This is a genomic window from Ewingella sp. AOP9-I1-14, from assembly GCF_052375995.1.
Lineage (GTDB): Bacteria > Pseudomonadota > Gammaproteobacteria > Enterobacterales > Enterobacteriaceae > Ewingella > Ewingella allii.
The window spans coordinates 530,162-553,130 of record NZ_JBQSVA010000002.1 but is presented as its reverse complement, the minus strand read 5'-3'; the positions used below and the strand labels follow the sequence as shown (position 1 = coordinate 553,130).

The 22,969-nt window shown below is 51.9% G+C and carries 21 protein-coding genes; 11 read left to right on the top strand and 10 right to left on the bottom strand.

Annotated features, from left to right (window positions below):
• Positions 1-53 precede the first annotated feature (53 nt).
• On the bottom strand, positions 54-443 hold the full coding sequence (locus ACT3RT_RS07680) for a hypothetical protein (RefSeq protein WP_496199650.1): 390 nt from the start codon (positions 441-443) through the stop codon (positions 54-56).
• A 74-nt stretch (positions 444-517) separates the two neighbouring features.
• Positions 518-1,663, bottom strand: coding sequence for an ankyrin repeat domain-containing protein (locus tag ACT3RT_RS07675; RefSeq protein WP_496202774.1), 1,146 nt, complete (start codon positions 1,661-1,663; stop codon positions 518-520).
• A 351-nt stretch (positions 1,664-2,014) separates the two neighbouring features.
• Between ACT3RT_RS07675 and ACT3RT_RS07670 the strand changes: the two genes are divergently transcribed.
• From ACT3RT_RS07670 to ACT3RT_RS07660, 3 genes are all read left to right on the top strand, one after another.
• Positions 2,015-2,890: a hypothetical protein gene (locus ACT3RT_RS07670; protein ID WP_496202773.1), complete on the top strand. Its 876-nt coding sequence runs from the start codon at positions 2,015-2,017 to the stop codon at positions 2,888-2,890.
• A gap of 80 nt (positions 2,891-2,970) precedes the next feature.
• Positions 2,971-4,113 (top strand): SIR2 family protein, encoded by a 1,143-nt coding sequence (locus ACT3RT_RS07665; protein ID WP_496202772.1) that lies wholly within the window; start codon positions 2,971-2,973, stop codon positions 4,111-4,113.
• A 1-nt stretch (position 4,114) separates the two neighbouring features.
• Positions 4,115-5,857, top strand: a complete 1,743-nt coding sequence (locus tag ACT3RT_RS07660; RefSeq protein WP_496202771.1) for an ATP-binding protein — start codon at positions 4,115-4,117, stop codon at positions 5,855-5,857.
• A gap of 319 nt (positions 5,858-6,176) precedes the next feature.
• On the opposite strand, the gene ACT3RT_RS07655 is transcribed toward ACT3RT_RS07660, so the two are convergent.
• From ACT3RT_RS07655 to ACT3RT_RS07640, 4 genes are all read right to left on the bottom strand, one after another.
• Positions 6,177-6,431 carry a hypothetical protein gene (locus ACT3RT_RS07655; protein WP_496202770.1) on the bottom strand — a complete coding sequence of 85 codons (255 nt, stop codon included), beginning with the start codon at positions 6,429-6,431 and terminating at the stop codon, positions 6,177-6,179.
• Between the two features lie 137 nt (positions 6,432-6,568).
• Entirely contained in the window at positions 6,569-6,961 is a 393-nt protein-coding gene (locus ACT3RT_RS07650) for a hypothetical protein (RefSeq protein WP_496202769.1), read from the bottom strand.
• 21 nt (positions 6,962-6,982) lie between these two features.
• Positions 6,983-7,216, bottom strand: a complete 234-nt coding sequence (locus ACT3RT_RS07645) for a hypothetical protein (protein ID WP_496202768.1) — start codon at positions 7,214-7,216, stop codon at positions 6,983-6,985.
• A 128-nt stretch (positions 7,217-7,344) separates the two neighbouring features.
• Positions 7,345-7,635, bottom strand: a complete 291-nt coding sequence (locus ACT3RT_RS07640; RefSeq protein WP_496202767.1) for a recombinase family protein — start codon at positions 7,633-7,635, stop codon at positions 7,345-7,347.
• Positions 7,636-7,675: 40 nt separating this feature from the next.
• Between ACT3RT_RS07640 and ACT3RT_RS07635 the strand changes: the two genes are divergently transcribed.
• Complete coding sequence (locus ACT3RT_RS07635) at positions 7,676-9,271, top strand: ABC-F family ATPase (RefSeq protein WP_072009864.1); 1,596 nt, start codon at positions 7,676-7,678, stop codon at positions 9,269-9,271.
• A gap of 190 nt (positions 9,272-9,461) precedes the next feature.
• Here the strand turns inward: ACT3RT_RS07635 and moeB are convergent, their stop codons facing one another.
• Both moeB and moeA read right to left on the bottom strand, forming a co-directional pair.
• The gene (moeB, locus tag ACT3RT_RS07630; protein ID WP_396131971.1) at positions 9,462-10,223 is read right to left on the bottom strand and encodes a molybdopterin-synthase adenylyltransferase MoeB; all 762 of its coding nucleotides are present in this window, start codon (positions 10,221-10,223) and stop codon (positions 9,462-9,464) included.
• 2 nt (positions 10,224-10,225) lie between these two features.
• Positions 10,226-11,470: a molybdopterin molybdotransferase MoeA gene (gene moeA, locus ACT3RT_RS07625; protein ID WP_496202766.1), complete on the bottom strand. Its 1,245-nt coding sequence runs from the start codon at positions 11,468-11,470 to the stop codon at positions 10,226-10,228.
• A 242-nt stretch (positions 11,471-11,712) separates the two neighbouring features.
• Between moeA and ACT3RT_RS07620 the strand changes: the two genes are divergently transcribed.
• Positions 11,713-11,943, top strand: a complete 231-nt coding sequence (locus ACT3RT_RS07620) for a DeoR family transcriptional regulator (RefSeq protein WP_034788997.1) — start codon at positions 11,713-11,715, stop codon at positions 11,941-11,943.
• A gap of 90 nt (positions 11,944-12,033) precedes the next feature.
• Here ACT3RT_RS07620 and tsgA read toward each other — a convergent pair whose 3' ends face one another.
• A complete protein-coding gene (tsgA, locus tag ACT3RT_RS07615) occupies positions 12,034-13,233 on the bottom strand; it encodes an MFS transporter TsgA (RefSeq protein ID WP_154147479.1) in 1,200 nt (399 codons plus the stop codon).
• Positions 13,234-13,630: 397 nt separating this feature from the next.
• On the opposite strand from tsgA, the gene ACT3RT_RS07610 reads away from it, so the two are divergent.
• From ACT3RT_RS07610 to gsiD, 5 genes are all read left to right on the top strand, one after another.
• The gene (locus tag ACT3RT_RS07610) at positions 13,631-14,632 is read left to right on the top strand and encodes an isoaspartyl peptidase/L-asparaginase family protein (RefSeq protein WP_353501500.1); all 1,002 of its coding nucleotides are present in this window, start codon (positions 13,631-13,633) and stop codon (positions 14,630-14,632) included.
• Positions 14,613-16,493, top strand: coding sequence for a glutathione ABC transporter ATP-binding protein GsiA (gsiA, locus tag ACT3RT_RS07605; RefSeq protein WP_496202765.1), 1,881 nt, complete (start codon positions 14,613-14,615; stop codon positions 16,491-16,493). Before ACT3RT_RS07610 ends, gsiA begins: the two co-directional genes overlap by 20 nt.
• 58 nt (positions 16,494-16,551) lie before the next feature.
• Positions 16,552-18,102, top strand: coding sequence for a glutathione ABC transporter substrate-binding protein GsiB (gsiB, locus tag ACT3RT_RS07600; RefSeq protein WP_496202764.1), 1,551 nt, complete (start codon positions 16,552-16,554; stop codon positions 18,100-18,102).
• A 136-nt stretch (positions 18,103-18,238) separates the two neighbouring features.
• A complete protein-coding gene (gsiC, locus tag ACT3RT_RS07595; protein WP_100937647.1) occupies positions 18,239-19,159 on the top strand; it encodes a glutathione ABC transporter permease GsiC in 921 nt (306 codons plus the stop codon).
• 2 nt (positions 19,160-19,161) lie between these two features.
• Positions 19,162-20,088: a glutathione ABC transporter permease GsiD gene (gsiD, locus tag ACT3RT_RS07590; protein ID WP_353501503.1), complete on the top strand. Its 927-nt coding sequence runs from the start codon at positions 19,162-19,164 to the stop codon at positions 20,086-20,088.
• Positions 20,089-20,768: 680 nt separating this feature from the next.
• On the opposite strand, the gene ACT3RT_RS07585 is transcribed toward gsiD, so the two are convergent.
• Positions 20,769-21,668, bottom strand: a complete 900-nt coding sequence (locus tag ACT3RT_RS07585; protein ID WP_353501504.1) for an SDR family oxidoreductase — start codon at positions 21,666-21,668, stop codon at positions 20,769-20,771.
• A 314-nt stretch (positions 21,669-21,982) separates the two neighbouring features.
• Between ACT3RT_RS07585 and ACT3RT_RS07580 the strand changes: the two genes are divergently transcribed.
• The gene (locus tag ACT3RT_RS07580; RefSeq protein ID WP_496202763.1) at positions 21,983-22,906 is read left to right on the top strand and encodes a dienelactone hydrolase family protein; all 924 of its coding nucleotides are present in this window, start codon (positions 21,983-21,985) and stop codon (positions 22,904-22,906) included.
• Positions 22,907-22,969: the final 63 nt, after the last annotated feature.

The window sequence follows — 22,969 nt, the reverse complement described above, 5'->3', positions numbered from 1 at the left end:
GCATACCTATTCCGCCAAGCCACAGGCTGGACGGCGTTAACAGTCGTTAAGAATCACGCAAGCCGAGGAGGGCGCCACTGGCCTTCAAGAGGAGGAGAAAAGGGAGTTTCCGGGGTAGGTTGAGCCTCTGCGTGGTAAGGCGCAGATAAATTCAGCGGAGCAAAGGAGGTCAAAATGGTGTTGAGGTTGCAGTTAGAACCAAACTTACAGTTTTGGCCGCTCTGCTGTTTGCCGTGCGAAGAGGACAGGGCGTTTTTGCTCGCCATGCAGTCATCAGGCATCCCCTCCATGCCGCTCATGCCCGCCATGGAGGGCATAGTCGGAGCGCTGGACGAGGTTTCCGTCATCAGATTACATTGCGCCATCAAGTTCATCGACGCCAGCCCCAGAGAGGGCAGCGTAATGGACAAAATCAGCAAAATAAGCAGACGGATCTTTTTCATGAACCGGAGTGTAAGTTAAGTGTTTGAAATTTGCATCTGCTGATAATTAACAAAACGTGACAGCAGCTACCAAACTAGATCTTCCAGTTTTTCACTTTACTCATCAACGAATTATCCTGCTTTAACATCTGGGAAATCTCCGGGTTTTTATAGCGTTTTGCCACGTCGCGGGCCGTCTCACCCTGTCGATTCTTTACATTCAGATTGATATTTGGGTGGCTGAGCAGCAGGGCAATCCCTTGGCTGTTACCGGATTTGGCGCAGATGTGCAGCGCCGTGTCGCCCTTGTGATTGTCCTGCAAATTGACGTCAACGTCGGGGCGCGACAGCAGCAGCTTCATCGGTTTCATGTCGGGCTGGGAGAGGGTTTTCACATACTGATTGTGCATAAAAGTCACGCCGCTGAACCGGCTGCGCATATGCAGCGGCGACTGGCCGCTGGCGTTCTTCTGGTTGGGGTCGAGGCGTCGGTCGTTGAGCAGGTTCTCGGTCATGCTGCGGCTCGGCAAGTCCTTACTCAGCACAATATGCAGCGGCGTGTTGCCTTGGCGGTCGCCTTTGTTGACATCAATGTTGGGTGAGTTGAGCAGCGCGCTGACGCTCTGCTTGTCCCCGCGCTGAATCGCCCGGCTCAGCGGTGGCGTCTGGTTGCTATCCGCCAGCGTATTATTGATATCCACCCCGGCGTGTTGGATGAGCGACGGAATGAGCTCATGCTTCATCTGCCCAATCGCCGAGTTGAGCAAGCCGGTGCCTTCCTTCTGTAACAGATTCGGGTTGGCGCTCAGGGCTTTGTTCAGCATGATGGGGAACAGGGATGAGTCATAATGCAGCAAAGCCTGACGCAGATTCTCCGCCGTCGGCACCGCGCCGGGGTAGGACGCCAGCATGTTGACGATCTCTTTCCGCGAGCCAGAGACCGCGCAGGCCCAGGCATTATGCGAGCCGTGCTGGAAATGCGTCGGCTTATTGATCAAGTCAGGATTAATGCGGCTGGAAAGAATAAAACGCACGGTTTTTTCATCCCGCCCCAGCACGGCTTTAAGCAACTGTTGCTGCTTCTCGCCCTCGGGGAAGGTGCTGAAGGTGTAGAGCGCATTGGCGCGGCTGTGCTTGTCCGTCTCTGACATCGCCGCCAGCGACTTAGCATCATCTTTCAGGTTTGAAAAAACGTTGTGCAGCAGCTCGCTCGGCAGATGTCCGTGTTTTTGAACTTCCATGACGTCTCGCTTAGTTGACCAGTTAATGCCAATAGAACCCCGCCTGTCAGCAGGGGATTTCCCAATAAGTGGTCTCGAAACGGCTTCGGTTCCGAAAATAACGCAAATTAGCGCCGCGTCATGCCCTTCCTCGGACAAATACCTACCACCTGCCTGAAAAATGACCACGCCAGGAGGCGATCTCCTTGTGGCGTTGTGGCATAATGCGCGCCAAATCACATTCCTAATTAAGAGCGAGCGTTGTGTTAAGTACTTACAACATCACCATGTAGTTACTTAATTACAAGCAATATTCATACTCTTTCTACAAATATAGTTTTATTGATCTGAATATCTGAGGGGAATTAGCGTATGGACATTCTGACACCAAAAGAAAGTTGTGAAATTGAAATATCCAGATTCTTCAAAAGATACTACACTTTTACTGCCTCGTCAGATGCCGATGATCTCAATAATTTACTTAACTCGCTATGTAGTTCAGTCGAAAAATTCGAAAAGGCAACTGGTGAAAATATTAGTAGATCAAACAAGCGCTATCTGGCTTTAAAAACGTTACGCAACTACGCAATACATCATTCCGAATTATTGAGTGATTCGAAAGGAATAAAGACAGAGGATTTTGGCGATCTGCGCGCAGAAGTTGGTATTTTATGCTTGTTGCCGATAGCGATAATTCAACGTGTTATAGACGATACGAAAAATGACCAAACTAAGAGATATATTCGTGAGGCATTTAACTTCTATAAACGATATGTTGACATATACCCAGTAATATTTAACTTCACTGTAGATATATATTTCCTTGCTGTAAATAATTCTTTGAATATTTTCGGTGAAGGTTTCATTAGTATGAAAAAATCAATACAATTTGAACAGCAACGTGGATTTTCTCATTACATCTCGGGACGCATAATACATTGCGATGGTTTATCAATGGATGAATTTATTGATCGATATGCAACCAGTATGGATGAGAGAGTCAAAGAACATGAGTCATGTGAAGACGCTGAAAATGGAATGAAACGTTATGTCATTCAAATGGAACGGCCAAACCTTAAACAATTAAACAAGATAAGTAAAGCTGATAAGAAATTCATTTACGATGATCTAATCTCCACAAAGGCAGTAGAAATTCACGACGGTCTAAACGAGAGAAGTTTCACCGCAAGTCGCCCACTCCTTCCCATAGAAGACTTGATTATGCGAACCTTCCTCAATAAAAGGTAAAGATCAATTGGATGATTCAAATGGTTTGTACAAATTGATCTCTCGATTCCGCTTTCAACGATAATATCTAAGGAGGAAATATGGCATTTGATACCAGTATTTTTGAGGAAAAAGAATTCAGAGGGGCGCTAAACAAGCTTGAGGAACTTCTTTCGCATTCAAAAGCTGTATTGCTTGGGGCAGGAGCCAGCGCTTGCGCAGGTTTACCTTTGACTAATCAGTTGACCGCAAAGGCGCTAGAAAGCGCAAAGCTCTCTGCGGATTCAAAGCAAATATTGAAGGCTATTCAAATTTCTTTTGATGGCGCAAATCCAACGTCACATATCGAGGATTACTTAAGTGAGTTGGTTGATTGGCTAGCAATTACATCGCGTCGTACTAATCGAAATGTTGCTATTCACAACGTAAAAATTGGCGACATTGAATATCGAAATGAACAGTTATTGCAGGCAATAGATGAAATCAAACTTGCGATTTTTGAAGTCATCAATATCGCTGTAGATTCTGAAATTCATGAGCGGTTTGTTCAGGCGCTTCATCGTCCGATCAGACCGGGAAAGGAAAGTTCTACAGGAGCTATTGATTACCTAGTGATGAATTACGACACACTAATAGAGGATGCATTGGCTTTGTCCAAACTCCGCTACGCTGATGGCTTAGAAGGTGGCGTATCAGGGTGGTGGTCTCCTTCTACGTTTGATCTGAAAGGCCTAGATGCTCGCATATTTAAATTACATGGTTCTATAAATTGGGCCGAAAACCCGTCATCGTCAACGCCTTTACGCATCGCTTCACATCTTAAACGTAGTCAATCGCAAGTTTCAAAAATTATGATTTGGCCTGCTTCGACTAAATATCGCGAGACTCAGCTCGATCCTTATGCAGACTTAATGCATAGAGCTCGGTTAGTTTTAAATCCCAAATATGGTAATCAGCGTGTTTTACTGATTGCTGGCTATAGCTTTGGTGATGCACATATCAATTTGGAGATTGAGCGAGGATTAAGAGCATCCAGTGGTAATTTGACTGTAATTGCTTTCACTAGTGATGAAAATCCGAACGGGGTTTTAAAAAAATGGCATGAAGATAACGCTATCACAGAACAAGTGCTTATTTTCGCTGACAAGGGTTTTTTCCATGCAGATAATAAAGTGATTTCTGCTCGCAGCATTGAGTGGTGGAGATTTGAAAATTTAACTGAGATTCTGGAAGGAGGTATTTGATATGGAAAATAAGTACATTAAACCAATCGATAATCTGGCTATCGGTAAAATTATCGAAGTGGATGGTTCGCGCATAATTGCAGAACTTGATCCGACCATTTCTGAACTATCTCGAGTGTTTGCTGGTGAGAATTATCCAATTGGTCAGTTTGGTTCAATTATTAAAATACACTTTGGTCGTCGTTTAATTTATGGTTTAGTTAGTCGTTTACGCATGAAAGCGGATTATCAACTCGAAAAAGGGATGCCGGTTGCTGCTTCTGATGAGCGAATTATAGAGGCTGACTTATTTGGTGAGGGAGAATGGAGAAAAAAAGGTGAAAATGAGTTTTCACTTGAATTTGAAAGAGGCGTTGCAACCTATCCGCTACCGCAGCAAACAATTTACCTTACACCAAAATCAGAACTCAGATTCATATATGGTGACGCAAAAGGTCCAGTGATCCAGCTTGGGGAGCATGTTGGCTCTGGAGGAGCCCCATGCTATGCGGAACTTAATGAGTTGCTAGGGAAGCATACAGCAATTTTAGGTTCAACGGGCTCAGGTAAATCTGGTACGGTCGCAGCGGTAATTCATAGTATTCTTGAACGTGGTGAAATAGCTAAACATTCATACTGGCATCCACAAATTATCATCCTCGATCCACATAACGAATACGGCAAAGCTTTCCAAAAACACCAAAGATTATCCACTGATGAAGGATCATTAAAACTACCTTACTGGTTACTTGATTTAGAAGAATCATTGAGCTTGTTCATTGGTAAAACAGAATTTGCAGCGACGTCTCAATCTAATATCATCAAGAATGCTCTGATTTCTGTACGGGAGAAAGCGGCGGAAAAACTCGGGCTCGATAAAAATCAGTTAACTGTTGATTCACCAATCCCTTATATTTTAGGTAGTGCAGATGGTTTAGACCATTTGGGTTTAAAAGATGGTGTACATTATGAAGTAGGGTTAATCGGAGCGATCAACGCACAGAGACCAGAAAATAAAGATAAAAAACAGCATGAGGATTTTAGCAAGGTTATTCGCAAGATAGATTCCTTATTAAAAGATGGTCGTCTTAAATTTATGATGGAAAGTTGGGATGGTGAGCAAGATCCTTTACCTGCCATCGTGAATCAATTCATGACACAGAATACAACGGTACAAATAGTTGATCTTTCTGGTGTACCAAATGAAGTAGCTGGCGTTGCCAGCGCAGCAATCGCAAGAATTGTTTTCCAGCTTAAAGTTTGGCAATCAGAAGACGAACGTCAGAACAGCCCTGTTTTATTAGTATGTGAAGAAGCACACCGATATGTACCTAATCGTGGTGAAGCGCAATACGAGGCCGCCCAATCGGCTATCCGTCGCATTGCAAAAGAAGGGCGAAAATATGGTGTCGGATTATTGTTAGTATCACAAAGACCTAGTGAGGTTGAAGCGACAGTTTTATCACAATGTAACTCATGGATTGTGCTACGAATTACTAATGATACGGATAGAGAACACGTCCGTAGCATATTGCCTGACTCAATGTCTGGTTTAACAAAGATGCTTTCAGGGTTACGGCGGCAAGAGGCCATTTTTGTCGGTCAAGCCGCAACATTGCCAACGAGGGTTATGATCCGCAGCCTAACACAAGAACAGCTACCTCGTTCAAATGATGTTGATTTCGACAAGGGTTGGCAAAAGCAGGCGATGACCTTGGAGCAGATAAATCAAGTAGTTGAGAAATGGAGATATCAAAGCAAATGATAGGTTTTATCTACTGCATAGATTAATTGCAGCTACTTAAACCAAAAAAGAAATACTTTACGGAAAATCATCTGTCTCAAATATTGTCTCTTGTATATGAAACCGATTTTTTTAATGAGCTGTATCGGTTTTCATATACACCTAACCTAACCGCCACGACTTGAACTTTAATTTTTGGATAATTCGAAGAAAAATCGTCCCTATACAGTAATGAAACCCACGCTGAAATGATGAATCATGAATTTTTAATGGACCATGCGTAAATAATTAATATGCATTTTTAATCAGGTGTATTGGATAATTATATTGTCTAGTTGGCTTAGAACTCGTCTAATAGCTTTCTCAACTTGATTGTATCCGTCACGAAACGCAACTCACCGTTGGTAAGAATAAAACCTTGGGTATCACCGGAAATATGCCCCACTTCAATTCGCCAGTTCTTACCAGTCGGGGACACCGTAATGCCTTTCAGGATGCGTTTTAACAGCACGTTAAGTTCTAGGCTATCTGTGACACTCGATAGCTTCTCGATGTCCACTGCGTCGATTCCACGCTGTTCACGTTCGGTGTTCAAAACAGCTTAGGTAACTTCTTTGAGTCTGGCATCAAGTTCCACGATTGTTTGAATAACACTCACTGGAACATCATCAACAGTCGCCAACTGATTGTTAAGTTTTGATATGCGCTTTTCTAATGTCAGTCTTTCCACATTTAGCGATTGATTAACAGTGTGTTTCTCTTGAAATCAAGCCGATCTAGAATCTTGGCTAATGCCGATTCCAAGTCTTTGATTCCTAGTTTCTGTGAGCATCTAACATCTTTTGCATTCGAGCAAATGTGATATATGTACAGCTTGTCATTAATAGGTGTCTTTCGCTTTATCAAAGCTCCGCCACAAGAACAACGTAATAAGCCGCTGTATGGGTTGTGAGTAGTGCGACGACCTCTTATAGACTTGTTCTGGTCGGATTGAAGCAGCAACCATTCTTCTTTGATGATCAAGGCTGGAAAGTAATTTTCAATCAGGTCCAAAACAATAAATTCACGGTCTTTGTTGGTTTGGCCTGTCTGATATGCACCGTACAGGGCTTGGTTCTTCAACATTTTGGTTATCGAACCATGATTTCATTGAGGTGATCGAATACCTGCAATACCTTCTTGGTTCAGAACCTTGGCGATCAGGTTGCTGCCTTTACCTTCCTGCTTGAGTCGAACAATCTTTTTGGCTACATCTGCTCGGTCACTCAATCTGTAAGCGTCTGCGCTACCAGTCAGCCAGAACAAAATAATTTTACGGCTATTCTCGTTGTTTGTTCTTGGTCTGGCGCAACCGTTCAGACTTACGCTTTGATTTAGCATGAGCAAGATCAGCGGCTAATGCGATACGAATGATGCTGGTCAAATCTTTCAGGCTGTCACGGTCTAAACGCAAATCGTCGGACAACGAAACTATCTAAACATCTTTACGAAGGATTTCTTTCAGGGTTTCAAGGGTAGCGTCGTGACAGTCGGTCTATAGCTTCAATGATGATTGTCGAACCGCTAGTAATGTAGCCTTCATCAATTGCCGTTAACATGTCAGCCAAAGAAGGGTGGGTGCCTTCACGGAAAGTACTGATACCAAGGTCATGGAAGTTTTTGCTAGACAGGTTAAGACTGTTCTTCGACGCATATTCCTCAGCCATCTGCGACTGCCTGCGTAGTCTATTGCCTTGTTCCTGACGTTTGCTTGAGAAACGTACATAACTGTACGCGATTCCATTGTTTGGTTGTGGCATAATGCGCGCCAAATCACATTCCTAATTAAGAGCGAGCGTTGTGTTAAGTACTTACAACATCACCATGCAATTCGGCAGCAAGCCGTTATTTGAAAATATTTCCGTGAAATTTGGCGGCGGCAACCGTTATGGCCTGATCGGCGCGAACGGCTGTGGTAAATCCACTTTCATGAAGATCCTCGGCGGCGACTTAGTGCCTTCCGGGGGTAACGTCGTGCTCGACCCGAACGAACGTCTGGGTAAGCTGCGTCAGGACCAATTTGCGTTCGAGAAATTCTCCGTTCTTGACACCGTTATCATGGGCCACACCGAGCTGTGGGCCGTGAAAGAAGAGCGTGACCGTATTTACGCCTTGCCAGAAATGAGCGAAGAAGACGGCTATAAAGTGGCCGATCTGGAAGTGGCTTACGGCGAGATGGATGGCTACAGCGCGGAATCTCGCGCCGGTGAGCTGCTGCTTGGCGTGGGTATTCCGGTTGAGCAACATTATGGCCCGATGAGCGAAATCGCCCCGGGCTTTAAACTGCGCGTATTGCTGGCTCAGGCGCTGTTCTCCGACCCAGAAATTCTGCTGCTCGACGAACCGACGAACAACCTGGACATCGATACCATTCGCTGGCTGGAGCAGGTGCTGAACGAGCGTAACAGCACCATGATCATCATTTCGCATGACCGTCACTTCCTGAACATGGTCTGTACTCATATGGCGGATCTGGACTACGGCGAACTGCGCGTTTATCCGGGCAACTACGACGAGTACATGACAGCGGCCACTCAGGCTCGTGAGCGCCTGACTGCCGACAACGCCAAGAAGAAAGCGCAAATCGCTGAGCTGCAATCTTTCGTGAGCCGCTTTAGTGCCAACGCCTCTAAATCTAAACAGGCGACCTCGCGTGCCCGTCAGATTGATAAAATTCAGCTCGACGAAATCAAAGCGTCCAGCCGCCAAAACCCCTTCATCCGTTTCGAGCAGGATAAGAAGCTGTTCCGTAACGCGCTGGAAGTGGAAAAACTCACCAAAGGTTTTGATAACGGCCCGCTGTTTAAAAACTTGGGTTTGATGCTGGAAGTGGGCGAGAAGGTCGCCATTCTCGGTGCCAACGGTATCGGTAAATCGACCTTGCTGAAAACGCTGGTAGGCGACCTTGAGCCAGACAGCGGCAGCGTGAAATGGTCCGAAAACGCCAAAATCGGTTACTACGCGCAGGATCACGAATATGAATTCGATGAGACGCTGAACGTATTCGACTGGATGAGCCAGTGGAAATCCGAAAAGGATGACGAGCAGGCAGTTCGCGGCATCTTAGGCCGTTTGCTGTTTGGTCAGGACGATATCAAGAAGAAAGTCAAAGTGCTGTCTGGTGGTGAGAAAGGCCGCATGCTATTCGGCAAACTGATGATGCATCGTCCAAACATCCTGATTATGGATGAGCCAACCAACCACATGGATATGGAATCCATCGAATCACTGAACATGGCGCTGGAGATGTACGAAGGCACGCTGATCTTCGTTTCCCATGACCGTGAGTTCGTGAGTTCCTTGGCAACGCGCATCATCGAGATCACGCCGAACAAGATTGTCGATTTCTCAGGTACGTATGAAGATTATCTGCGTAGCAAAGGCATTGATAACTAAATCCTCTGCATCCTTCGCGCTGCCTCGGCGTTGGCTGCCCGCGCTCGCCCCGGTCACATACTTGTGTATGCTCCCGGGGTCTCGCTTAGTTGCCGCCTTGATGCAGCACGAATGATTTTGAGGATTACAAGCTAAATGCTCCACAAAAAACCGCCCCGAGAGGCGGTTTTTTTATGCGTGAAATTAGCGTTTATGGATTGCCGCAGACTTCGCATCCGGGGTGTTTGGTCAGTTTCATCTCTCTGAACTGCATGGTCATGGCGTCAAACATCAGTAATCGGCTGCGCAGGGTTTGGCCGAAGTGGGTGAGCAGTTTGATGGCCTCCATGGCTTGCAGGCTGCCAATGGTGCCGACCAGCGGGGCCATAACGCCGGCTTCGACGCAGGTCAGGGCGTTTTCGCCAAACAGTCGGCTGAGGCAGCGATAGCAAGGCTCGTCCGGCTGATAGGTAAACACGCTCAGCTGGCCTTCCATGCGGATGGCGGCCCCTGATACCAAAGGCGTTTTGAGCTGGAAACAGGCGCGGTTTAGCTGGTCGCGAATGGCCACGTTGTCGGTGCAATCCAGCACTAAATCACAGCGAGCGATGACGTCCTGCAACTCGCTTTCGTCCAACTGGTGGTCAATCTGCGTCAGCGCCACGTGCGGGTTAATTGCCGCCAGAGCCTCGGCAGCAGAGGCTACTTTAGGCATGCCGATGCGCGCGTCGGTGTGCAGAATCTGCCGTTGCAGGTTGGAGAGCGACACGGTGTCGAAGTCCAACAGCGTCATTGAACCTACGCCCGCCGCCGCCAAATATTGCGCGGCGGCACAGCCTAAACCGCCCAGCCCAACTACCAGCACCTGGCTGGCTTTCAGCTTCTCCTGCCCGTCGAAATCAAAGCCCTTCAGCACTATTTGGCGGTTATAGCGCAGGGTTTCGGCGTCAGTCAGTTCAGGCAGTGTATTCATCGTTAGCCTCTCAGCAGGGCGTTAAAAGGTTCGACATCCACCCATTCGCCAGCGGCTACGCGGCCACGTTCGCGCTCCAATACCACAAAACAGTTGGCTTGGCTGAAGGAGCTAAATACGTGCGAACCCTGATGCCCCGTGCTGCGCACCTCTAATTCACCCGTGGCGCTGGTGGTGAAAATTCCGCGCTGGAAATCCAAACGCCCCGGCGATTTGCCAAACGGCGTCAGGGCTTTGGCTTTAAAGCGCGGAGGCAGCGACCAACTGCTGTAACCACTTAGCCCGGCGATAAACGGCTGCACCATTTGGTAGAAGGTGAGGGCGGCGGAGACCGGATTGCCCGGCAGGCCGCAGAACCAGGCATTTTTCAGTTTGCCGAAGGCGAAAGGCTTGCCCGGCTTAATCGCCAGTTTCCAGAAGCCAATCTCGCCCAGCTCGTCGAGCATCTTTTTGGTGTAATCGGCTTCGCCCACCGAGACGCCGCCGCTGGAAATCACCAGATCCGCATAGTCATCGGCCTGCTCAAACGCGTGGCGCAGCGCCTGCGGGTCATCGCGAATAATGCCTAAATCCAGCACCGCGCAGCCCATTTGCTCCAGCATCAGGCGAACCGCAAAACGGTTGGTGTCATAGATTTGGCCTTCCTGTAAAGGCGTGCCGACGGGCTGTAGCTCATCGCCGGTGGAGAAAATCGCCACTTTCAGCGGCTTGAATACCTCGACTTGCTCAATGCCCAGCGAGGCCAGCAGCGGCAGCTCCGCCGCGCCGAGACGCACGCCTTTGGCTAAGACGCTATCGCCCTGTTTGATGTCGTCACCAATCAGGCGGATGTTCTGGCCCGGCTGAACGTCGGCGGTGAAGCGCACGCCCGCATCGCTCACTTCGGCCTGCTCCTGCATGATGACGGCGTCCGCGCCTTGCGGCACCGGCGCGCCGGTCATGATCCGAATGCAGCTTCCCGCAGGCCAGTCGCCGTTAAAAGGCGCGCCGGCGAAGGCTTTGCCCGCCACCGGCAGCACCGCGTCATCGTGTAGGTCGGCGCAGCGCACGGCGTAACCGTCCATCGCCGAGTTATCAAAGGGCGGCACGAAGACCGGGGAGCGCACCGGCGCGGCGGTAATGCGGCCCGCGGCGGCGGTCAGCGGCACGGATTCAGCGTCTGACGGGGGTTTCGAGGCGATGTGCCCCTGCATTTTGTCCAGTGCGTCTTGCAGCGAAATAAGACCTTCGGTGTTGAATTCCATCATAAATTCCTTGTGTGCCTGCCGACGTGTTGACGGCTGAGTGGGGCAAAAGCATGGGATCATTATGTCAGACTACGCAAAGGAAGAGAAAATGGCGGGCAAAAAATCGATAGTTAGCGTGAATAACTTTTACAGAAAAATTGAGATCGATCCCGAAATTAATATGAAAACCTAGGTATTATTACCGACAGTTTTGTGATGTAGCGCACAAATTAATGTCTATTGCCGTTGGGAGTTGCATTGTGATGAAAAAAAACCGCCATCAAGCGATCCTTCGGTTGGTGGACGAACATGAGGTAGTTCAAGTCAGCGAATTGGCCGAATGGCTGAATGTCAGCTTAGAAACTATTCGCCGCGACCTCAGTGAAATGCAGGATCAGGGGTTAATCTTGCGCCGCCACGGCCGCGCTCGCCGCCTGATCCAGCAGCCGACCACCGGCTGGGTAAACAGCCTGCAACAGGCACCGCAGCTTTAACGCGAAAACCAAATCTGTTGCGCAGAATGCAAAAAGGGAAGACATCGCTGTCTTCCCTTTTTTTATGCTTCATCCACGGTTAGCGGGCGATCAGTGTGCCGACGCGTTGTGGTGAATCTTTTCCGCTTTACTCTTAATCCCGGCAATCACTACCGCAATCACCAGCAGCACGTAGGAGATGCTGGCGATATTCAGCGCCCAGAACAGGCCGAATTCGCGGTGAATAAAGGAGGAGAAAGAGGCGAAGATCAAGGTGCCGACTGACGCCGTGGTCAGCAGCGCCGAGGTCAGCGTCGGTGGCGATTTCTTCACTTGCAGGCTGCCGTAGCTCATCAGGCCAGAGAACATACCGGAGTTACAGAAGCCGAAGACGCCCACGCCAATCATCACCAGCGTAGTGGATTCGCTATGTGTTACGACGCTCAGGCTAATCAGGCCAACAATGGCGGAGATCAGCAGGAAGGTGCGCAGCTTGACGAAACGCACGGTGAACTGGTTGAGGAACAGGCCAATCGCCTTCACCGTCCAGTAAATGGTGATGTAAAACGCCGAGCGGTCAGCATCCAGATGGAAGTGCTCGAGCAGCCAGCTTGGCATCCACAGGGTAAATACCAGCTCGCTGAAGACAAACGCGAACAGCGCGAAGCACAGCACGTAGGCCGCGATGCCCCAAGGCTCTTTCGCCACATCTTGGTTAGAAACGCTTTTTTCCGGCTGCGGAACGGACGGGAATTTCTGCCCAACGCACAGCAAAATCATCAATAGGCTCAGCGTCCCCATGATGCCGTACATCGCCAGCCAGCTCGCGCCATGCTTGAACAGGAAACCGAGCAGCAGGGAGAGGGTCATACCGGAGAGGGCGAAGAAGAAGTCGGTGAAAATTAGGTTGGCAGAGCGCTTTTTCGGGTCGTCATTGATACGCACTACCAGATAGCTGCCAATCGACATCATCAGGCCCGCGGTGGAGCCAATCAGGAACACGCCAATGCCGAACAGAGTAATAGAAGGCATCAGGAATAGGGCGATACAGGTCAGCACGGAAATCACCGAGCCGGTGATCAGCTGCTTGCCCAAATCGAATTTACGCATCAGCAGGCCGCTGACCATAATCGGCAGGAACAGGCCGATGTTCATCAGGGAGAACATCAAACCAATAAACGCCGGATCTTTATTGAACGCGGTCGCGACCGGCCCGATAACAATACCTAGCGTAGAAACCAGTCCGCCGGTAAAAAAGTAACTCAGCCACGAGATAACGTTAATCCGGCGGCGGTTGTACACAGTATCCATAACCTATTTCCTAAGAGTACTCTTCATCCTTCGCTGTCCGGCGCGTTGCCATCCTACGAAAACTTGAGCATTTGAGTATGTAAAAGCCGTTTTAAGAGAGTGGGAAGCCTTGCCAGAGACACCTTGCACCACGAAATCCCCTCTATGCTACGCATCAGCGGGGCATTTGGCACCCAGCCGTAACGTAAATTATTTTGGGGATAGGACGTTTATTATTCCTGTTATTTAGACGTTTGTCTCGCCTGTTTATACGATCCCATTATTTAATTTTCCTAAATATTCTAAGCAATTAGCTTATTAATTCTGGTTATACATTTCTGCTTTACATACTGTAGCGGGCTAAATATAGTCAAAAAAAGCTCGATCTAACCTTTTATTAACACAGGGTACAGCGCGAATGAGTTCTACGACTCCTGCTCCTGATGCTTCTATTTTGGACAAAAAGCGTCCGGTTATTGCGATACATGGTGGTGCCGGGGCTATTACCCGATCTGCCATGAGTGCTGAAAAAGAGCAGCGCTATCTTCAGGCGCTGGAGAGCATTCTCGCCAGCGGACAGCAGATTTTGGCGGCGGGCGGCAGCGCTTTAGATGCCGTGACCGAAGCCGTGCGCCTGCTCGAAGAGTGCCCGTTATTCAACGCCGGAACCGGCGCGGTGTTTACTCATCAAGGCACCCACGAGCTGGACGCCAGCATTATGGATGGCCGCACTTTGGACGCGGGTGCCATTAGCTGCGTTAACCATATTCGTAACCCCATTCTTACCGCCCGCAAAATCCTCGAAGTCAGCCCGCACGTGATGTTCACCGGCGAAGGTGCCGAGCGTTTTGCGCGTAATCACGGGCAGGAAATGGTGGCCGCCGACTTCTTTTCGACTCAAGACCGCTATGACCAACTGACTCGCGCCATTGCCAGCGAAAGCGGCGTGGTGCTCGATCATGACGGCGCGGCGGCGGGATCTGACGATCCTCTCGATGCCGATCGCAAATTCGGCACGGTAGGTGCCGTGGCCCTCGACGCTCAGGGTAATCTGGCTGCCGCGACCTCGACCGGCGGCATGACCAACAAGCAGGCCGGGCGCGTGGGCGACTCGCCGATTATCGGCGCGGGCTGCTATGCCAATAACCAGACGGCGGCGGTGTCCTGTACCGGCACGGGTGAAGTCTTTATGCGCTGCGTTGCGGCTTATGACGTGGCGGCGTTAATGGATTACGCGGGGCTAACTTTGCAGCAAGCGACAGACAAAGTGGTGATGGAAAAGCTGGTGGCCCTCGACGGCTCCGGCGGCCTGATTGCCGTGGATAGCTTGGGCAACGTAGCCTTGCCGTTTAATAGCGAAGGCATGTATCGCGGCGTGGCTTACGTGGGAGAACGGCCAAATGCAGCCATCTACCAATAAGCCGCTGATCCTGCCGGACAATCAGGTGCTGGCCGCGCGCGACCTTAGCGTGCGTTTTCACCATGAAGGTCAGGCGATTGAAGCCGTGCGCAATCTCAGTTTTGACGTGCATCGCGGCGAAACGCTGGCGATTGTCGGTGAGTCCGGCTCGGGGAAATCCGTCACCTCGCTGGCGCTGATGCGTCTGGTGGAGCAGGGCGGCGGGCAGATCACCCAGGGGCAGGTGCTGTTTCGGCGGCGCAATGGCGAAGTGGTGGACACCACCGCGGCGTCGCAGTCGGCGATGCGCTCGCTGCGCGGCGCTGATATCGCGATGATTTTTCAGGAGCCGATGACCTCCCTCAATCCGGTGTTCCCGGTGGGCGAGCAGATTGCCGAATCTATCCGTTTGCATCAGGGGAAAGATCACCGTACCGCGCGCGCCGAAGCCCTGCGCATGCTGGATTTAGTGCGTATTCCCGAAGCGAAAAACATTCTCGACAGCTACCCGCACCAGCTCTCTGGCGGGATGCGCCAGCGCGTAATGATTGCCATGGCGCTGTCGTGCAAACCGGCGCTGCTGGTGGCCGATGAGCCAACCACGGCGCTGGATGTGACCATTCAGGCGCAAATTTTGCAGCTAATCCGCGTGTTGCAAAAAGAGATGAATATGGGAGTGATTTTTATCACTCATGATATGGGCGTGGTGGCGGAAATTGCCGACCGCGTGCTGGTGATGTATCGCGGTAATAAGGTGGAAGTCGGGGATGTCAGCACGGTTTTCCGCGCGCCCCAGCATCCTTATACCAAGGCGCTGCTCTCCGCCGTGCCTAAGCTGGGGGCGATGACCGGCAAAAACCTGCCGGCCCGTTTCCCGCTGCTGGTTCACGACGAGGCGGCTGGCGAATCGCCGGCGGATTTAACCCAAGATACGCTGAAGCCGGGCGCGCAGCCTGTGTTGCAAGTTCGCGACTTAGTCACCCGTTTCAACCTGCGTGGCGGCATCCTCAACCGCGTCACGCGTCAGGTTCACGCGGTGGAAAAAGTCAGTTTTGACCTCTATCCGGGCGAAACGCTGGCGCTGGTGGGCGAGTCCGGCTGTGGCAAATCCACCACCGGGCGCTCTCTGCTGCGGCTGGTGGAAAGTCAGGGGGGAAGTATCACCTTTAACGGCCAGACCATTACCGACCTGAAAGGCCCGACGCTGCAACATTTGCGCCGTGATATACAATTTATCTTTCAGGACCCTTATGCCTCGCTCGACCCGCGCCTCACCGTCGGCTACTCCATTATGGAGCCGCTGCTGGTGCACAACGTGGCGCGCGGCAAAGAGGCCGAGGCGCGAGTGGCGTGTCTGCTGGAGAAGGTGGGGCTGCTGCCGGAGCACGCGCAGCGTTACCCGCACGAGTTTTCTGGCGGCCAGCGGCAGCGTATTTGCATTGCCCGCGCCCTGGCGCTGAACCCGAAAGTGGTGATTGCCGATGAGTCCGTCTCTGCGCTGGATGTGTCGATTCAGGCGCAGATCGTCAATCTGCTGATGGATTTACAGCGCGAGTTTGGTATCGCTTTCCTGTTTATTTCCCATGACATGGCGGTGGTGGAGCGCATTAGCCACCGCGTGGCGGTGATGTATCTTGGGCAAATTGTTGAAATTGGCCCAAGACGCGCGGTGTTTGAGAATCCTCAACATGCTTACACCCGCAAGCTGATGGCGGCCGTGCCGGTCGCCGATCCTGCCCACCGCAGCAAAGAACACGCGCTGCTGGTGGATGATATTCCAAGCCCGATCCGCGCACTGCATGATGAGCCTGTGGTTTCGCCATTAGTGCGAGTCGCAGAAGGGCATTATGTTGCAAGGCACGCCGTTGGCGGCCTGTACTGATTCTGGTGTAGTCATAAAGATAAGTCACTTTGACAGCAATTATAAAAAGGAAAATTGGATGCAAACATTGAAGGGTAAGGCAGGGCTTCGCAAAGCCATCCTCGCGGTCGCCGTGGTTGGCGGACTGGCTTCCGGCTCTGCATGGGCAGCAAAAGACGTCACTATCGCCGTTGGGTCGAACTTCACTTCTCTTGACCCGTATGATGCTAACGACACCTTGTCGCAGGCCGTGGCGAAATCATTTTATCAGGGCCTGTTCGGCTTTGATAAAAACCTAAAACTGGTCAACGTGTTGGCCGAAAGCTACACCGTGAGCAAAGATGGTCTGGTTTACACCATCAAACTGCATCCGGGGATTAAATTCCAGGACGGCACCGACTTCAACGCCGAAGCTGTAAAAGTAAACCTTGATCGCGCCAGCAATCCTGACAGCCACCTCAAGCGTTATAACCTGTTCAAAAACATCGATAAGACCGAAGTCGTTGACGCCAACACGGTGAAAATCACCCTGAAGACGCCATTCTCGGCCTTCATCAACAACCTGGCTCACCCGTCTGCGGTGATCATCTCCCCGGCGGCGCTGACCAAGTACGGCAAAGACATCGGCTTCCACCCGGTGGGTACTGGCCCGTACGTGCTGGACCAGTGGAACCAGACTGATTTCGTGAAAGTGAAGAAATTCGACGGTTACTGGAAGAAAGGTGAGCCGAAGCTCGACTCCATTACCTTCCGCCCGGTGGTGGACAACAATACCCGCGCCGCGATGCTGCAAACCGGTGAAGCTGATTTCGCCTTCCCGGTGCCTTATGAGCAAACCGCGCTGTTGGAGAAAAACACCAAGCTTGATGTCGTGACCGCGCCGTCAATCCTGCACCGCTACATCAGCTTTAACGTGACCCAGAAGCCGTTTGATAACCTGAAAGTTCGTCAGGCGATCAACTACGCCATCAACAAAGACGCGCTGATTAAAGTCGCCTTTGCCGGTTACGCCGTGCCGTCTGAAGGCCCGCTGCCGCACGGCATCGAGTATGCTGCCAAATTCAAACCTTGGCCTTACGACCCGGCTAAGGCTAAAGAGCTGCTGAAAGAAGCGGGCTACCCGAACGGTTTCACCACCACTTTGTGGTCTTCGCACAACAGCAGCACCGCGCAGAAAGTGATTCAGTTTGCTCAACAGCAGCTGGCTCAGGTGGGTATCAAAGTGACCGTGACCGCGTTTGACGCCGCGCAGCGTGCTGCTCAGGTGGAAAACGTCGGCCAGAAAGATGCGGGTGTTCGCCTGTTCTACACCGGCTGGTCAGCCTCTACGGGTGAAGCAGACTGGGCGTTGACGCCGCTGTTCGCCACTCAGTCAGCACCGCCTAAGCAGTTCAACACCGCGTTCTATAGCAACCCGGCGGTGGATAAAGACTTGGCCGATGCCCTGAAAACCACGGATAAAACCGAGAAAGCCAAGCTGTATCAAGATGCGCAGACCAAAATTTGGGATGACGCACCTTGGGCCTTCCTGGTCACCGAGCGTCTGGTTTCTGCTCAGAACAAGCGCCTGAGCGGCTTCTACGTGATGCCGGATACCTCATTCAACTTTGACGATGCGGACGTGAAGTAATCACTTTCGACTAGCTTAGTTCATTAGGGGAAGCAGGGAGTGGGGTGCTCAAAGAGGGCCTCACGTCAGGCTTCTCCGTGAATTTGTTTCTTGCTAACGTCTCAGAGGTTTTTTTAATGGGCGCAGTTAATCTGTCATGCTGAATTACTTCCTAAAACGATTACTCGGATTGATACCAACCCTGCTCATTGTGGCGGTGTTGGTTTTTCTGTTTGTACATTTGCTACCAGGCGACCCGGCGAGACTGGCGGCGGGGCAGGATGCTGACCAGAGCGTTGTTGAACTGGTTCGCAAAGATCTGGGCCTCGATAAGCCGCTTTACCAGCAATTTTTCACCTTCTTCAGCCACGCTCTGCGCGGCGACTTCGGCCACTCAATGGTGTCGAAGCGCCCGGTGATTGATGAGATTGGCTCGCGATTCCTGCCTACCCTGTGGCTGACGCTCACCAGCATGGTCTGGTCGGTGATTTTCGGGCTGGTGATTGGCGTGGTGTCTGCCGTTTGGCGCAATCGTTGGCCTGACCGCGTGGGCATGGCGCTGGCGGTCTCCGGCATCTCCTTCCCGGCGTTTGCCCTCGGTATGCTGCTGATGCAGGTGTTCTCGGTGCAGCTCGGCTGGTTGCCGACTATCGGCGCAGACGGCTGGCAGCACTACATTCTGCCTTCTATCACGCTAGGCGCGGCGGTGGCGGCGATCATGGCCCGCTTCACTCGCGCCTCTTTTGTCGAGGTGATGCAAGAGGACTATATGCGCACCGCGCGTGCCAAGGGCGTGCGCGAAACGCTGGTGGTGGTGAAACACGGCCTGCGTAACGCGATGATCCCGGTGGTGACCATGATGGGCCTGCAGTTTGGCTTCCTGCTCGGCGGCTCTATCGTGGTGGAGAAAGTCTTCAACTGGCCGGGGCTAGGGCGTCTGCTGATTGATTCGGTAGAAATGCGCGATTACCCGGTGATTCAAGCCGAAGTGCTGCTGTTCTCACTGGAGTTCATCCTGATCAACCTGTTGGTCGACATGCTTTATGCAGTCATCAACCCTTCAATTCGTTACAAGTGAGCATGCGCATGAAAAACTGGCGGCGTAATGCCGTGCTGGCCTCGATGCCGGTGATAACCGCGGAGTCGGTGCAAAAGCAGCAGGTGCGCACACCCTGGAAGGCTTTCTGGCGGCGTTTTCGCCAACAGCACATTGCCTTGGCGGCGGGTGTCTTCATTTTATTGATGATTGCGGTGGCTGCGCTGGCCCCGTGGATTGTGCCATTTGATGCTGAAAACTATTTTGACTACGACCGCCTGAATGAAGGTCCTTCACTGATTCACTGGCTGGGCGTTGACTCTCTCGGGCGGGATATTTTCAGCCGTATTTTGATGGGTGCCCGTATTTCTCTGGCGGCGGGCGTGCTGTCGGTGGTGCTGGGCGGCATTATCGGCACGGTATTTGGGCTGCTGGCGGGCTACTACGAAGGCTGGTGGGATCGCATCACTATGCGCGTCTGCGACGTGCTGTTTGCTTTCCCCGGTATTCTGCTGGCGATCGCCGTGGTAGCCGTAATGGGCAACGGCATGTCGAACGTGATCATCGCGGTGGCGATTTTCAGCATACCGGCCTTTGCCCGTCTGGTGCGCGGCAATACGCTGGTGCTGAAACGCCAGACCTATATTGAGTCGGCGCGCAGCATCGGCGCTTCTGACTTCACCATCCTGTTCCGCCACATTCTGCCCGGCACGCTGTCAGCCATCGTGGTCTATTTCACCATGCGCATCGGCACCTCAATCATCACCGCCGCCAGCCTGTCGTTCCTCGGCATGGGCGCCCAGCCCCCGACGCCAGAGTGGGGCGCAATGCTCAACGAAGCCCGCGCTGACATGGTCATGGCCCCGCACGTGGCGATTTTCCCCAGCCTGGCGATATTCCTGACGGTGCTGGCGTTTAACCTGTTAGGGGATGGGTTGAGGGACGCGTTAGATCCGAAATTAAAAGGGTAAGAAGGGAGGGCTTTTGGAAAAGCCCTTCAAAACCGTGGGCGCCGGCCCACACCGGGCAAAGGGGGCGTAAACGCGCCCCCTTGTGCAATCCCGCGTTTTTTCTGTTGGGAGATCGAGGCTGCGCAGGGTCGGAATGGACATGTTTCAGTAGCCACAGTGTTTGTCGCGAAGTGTCGCCGCTTAGGCGGTTCCCTCAGTTCGGGTTTCGAGCCATAGGTCTCGAACCACTCCCTCGGCGTCACTTCTGAACGCGACCTACTGGCTTCTCAACCGTGCCTTTTCAGTGGGTTTTGGTTTGGTTTGTTCCTCCCCCTGAAAAGGGCTGGGAGCAAAGCAAAATCTATTGAAACGGTACGGTCGAAATGCCTCAAAACCGCAGTCAAAAATGGCGCTGAGCAAGAGGTTCAAGACCTGAGGCTTGAATCCCGCAGCGAAGGCACCGCCTAAGCGGCGACATTTTGCGGTGGAGAACAGGTGTAACTGAAACACGTTCGCCCCACGAGCGGAGCGCGTAGTAAAGAGCCGGGGATTCTCAAGGGGCGCGGCGATAGGCGCCCCTTGAGGCCGGTGTGGCGGCAGCGCACGGTTTTGACCTTAAAACGGTGTGGGCCGACGCCCACGGTTTTGAAGTTGAATTGGAATTTAAAAGGCGAATCTGGGTCGCCCAACCCATTAACCCATCAACTAATAGGTTTGCCGCCTGTTACCCCTATCACCTCGCCAGTAATGTAACTCGACTCCTGCGAGGCAAGGAAAACGTAGCTTGAGGCCAGTTCGGCGGGCTGCCCGGCGCGTTTGAGTGGGGTATCTGAGCCAAAGTCGGGGATGTTCTCCTGAAGCTGCCCGCCGCTGACTTGCAGCACTGACCAGATTGGGCCGGGAGCGACGACGTTGACGCGGATACCTTTCTCGGCGACCTGCTTCGCCAAGCCTTGGCTGTAAGTGATGATGGCGCCTTTAGTCGACGCGTAGTCGAGCAGGAACTCACTCGGCTGATAGGCCTGAATTGACGAGGTGGTGATGATCGTCGAGCCAGCGGGCAGATGCGGGATAGCCGCTTTGGTTATCCAGAACATGGCGAAAACGTTGGTTTCGAAGGTCTTTCTGAACTGCTCGGTGGTTAATTCCGTCACGTCAGTGACCGCCACCTGCTTGCCCGCGACCAGTGCTAACACATCTAAACCGCCCAGCTCGGAACGGGCTTTCTCCACCAGACGTTTACAGAAATCTTCATTGCTGATATCGCCCGGGATCAGCACGGCTTTACGGCCAGCCTCAATAATGTATTTCGCCACCTCTTCGGCATCCACCTGCTCTTCGGGCAGATAGGAGAGGGCGACGTCGGCCCCTTCACGGGCATAGGCAATGGCGGCGGCGCGGCCAATGCCCGAGTCGGCACCGGTGACCAAGGCTTTACGCCCTTCAAGTCGCCCTGAGCCACGATAAGTCTCTTCGCCATGATCGGGTTTTGGCTGCATTTTGGCATCAAGCCCCGGCGCGGGTTGCTTCTGCTTAGGGAAGCCATCGCTGCTGTACTGCGTCACAGGGTTTTGCATGGTGTATTGATCGCGCTTACTCATTATTCGTCCTCTCTTCACCGGTTGATGCATTAAATGTGCATGAATCATTAAGGCTAGTTGAGTGAGGTGAGATAACAACGCAGATTCATCTGATTCAAAGCTGAGGTGGGATCGACAGTGTAATAACGAAAGAATAGAGGCGGATGTGGCGAATTTACCGCCGGTTACAATGCGGGGTTGTTAATCAATGTTTACCACTTGATCCAAAAATAACCCTCTCCTTATATAGTTGCGGGGCGTTATCTCATGCCTCACTCTGCGGCGTAAAACGCCAGCTGAAATTAATGAAAAATAATTGAGGTATAGAGCAGCTTATGGGGCCTTTCTCACCGAATTCCATCCAGCGTTTTTCTCTGACATGGCTTCCCGCCGCGGCGCTTTCTCTGGCGCTGGGCGGCTGTTCAATGGCCAGGGCCGTGCAGAGCAGCGCTGAACCGCCACTCGACGCGCGGCTTAATGAGCAGGTGGTGATGCTTGCGGCGCATCTTGGCGATCGCACGGTTGAGCTGCAAACCACTATTTTCAAACCTTCGGGGCCGGGACCTTTCCCGATGGTGGTGCTCAACCACGGTAAAAACCCCGGCAAGGCCCGAGATCAAAAACGCTCGAGACATCTGCGAGTGGCGGCTGCCTTGGTGGAGCGCGGCTATGTTGTCGCCATCCCTATGCGTGAAGGCTTTGCGGGTTCAGGAGGACGCTATCCTGACGACCACTGCGATACCTACAAGCATGGCTTAGACGAGGCGCGAGACGTTGCTGCGGCGATTAATGAATTGGTGAAACTGCCTTATGTCGACAGAACGCGCATGGTGATTGCAGGGCAGTCAGATGGCGGCCTAACCACTATCGCGCTCGGTACCCAGCAGATCCCCGGCGTGCTGGGCTTGGTGAACTTTTCCGGCGGGCTGCGGATGCGCACCTGCAGCGATTGGCCGCAAAGGCTGGTCGCCACCTACGCGGCCTACGGCAAACAGGCCCGCTATCCGTCACTGTGGTTCTATGGCGACAACGACCAAAACTGGCCACAGCCTATGCCACAGCAGATGTTCTCGGCTTATTACAGCCACACGATAGGCGCAGCGCATGAAGCGAAGATGGTCGATATCGGCGTGTTCGGTAAAAACTCCCACGTATTCTTCGACACTAAAGACGGCGTGAAACTCTGGCTGCCGCAAGCCACGGTATTCTTCCACTCTCTAGGCCTGCCGTTTGAGCCTGTGAAGCGAGGTACGGTTTAGCGCCCTCTCCTTTTTAAGGAGAGGGCTGGGGTGAAGTTTACTTTAGCTCCCTCCCTTGGCAAG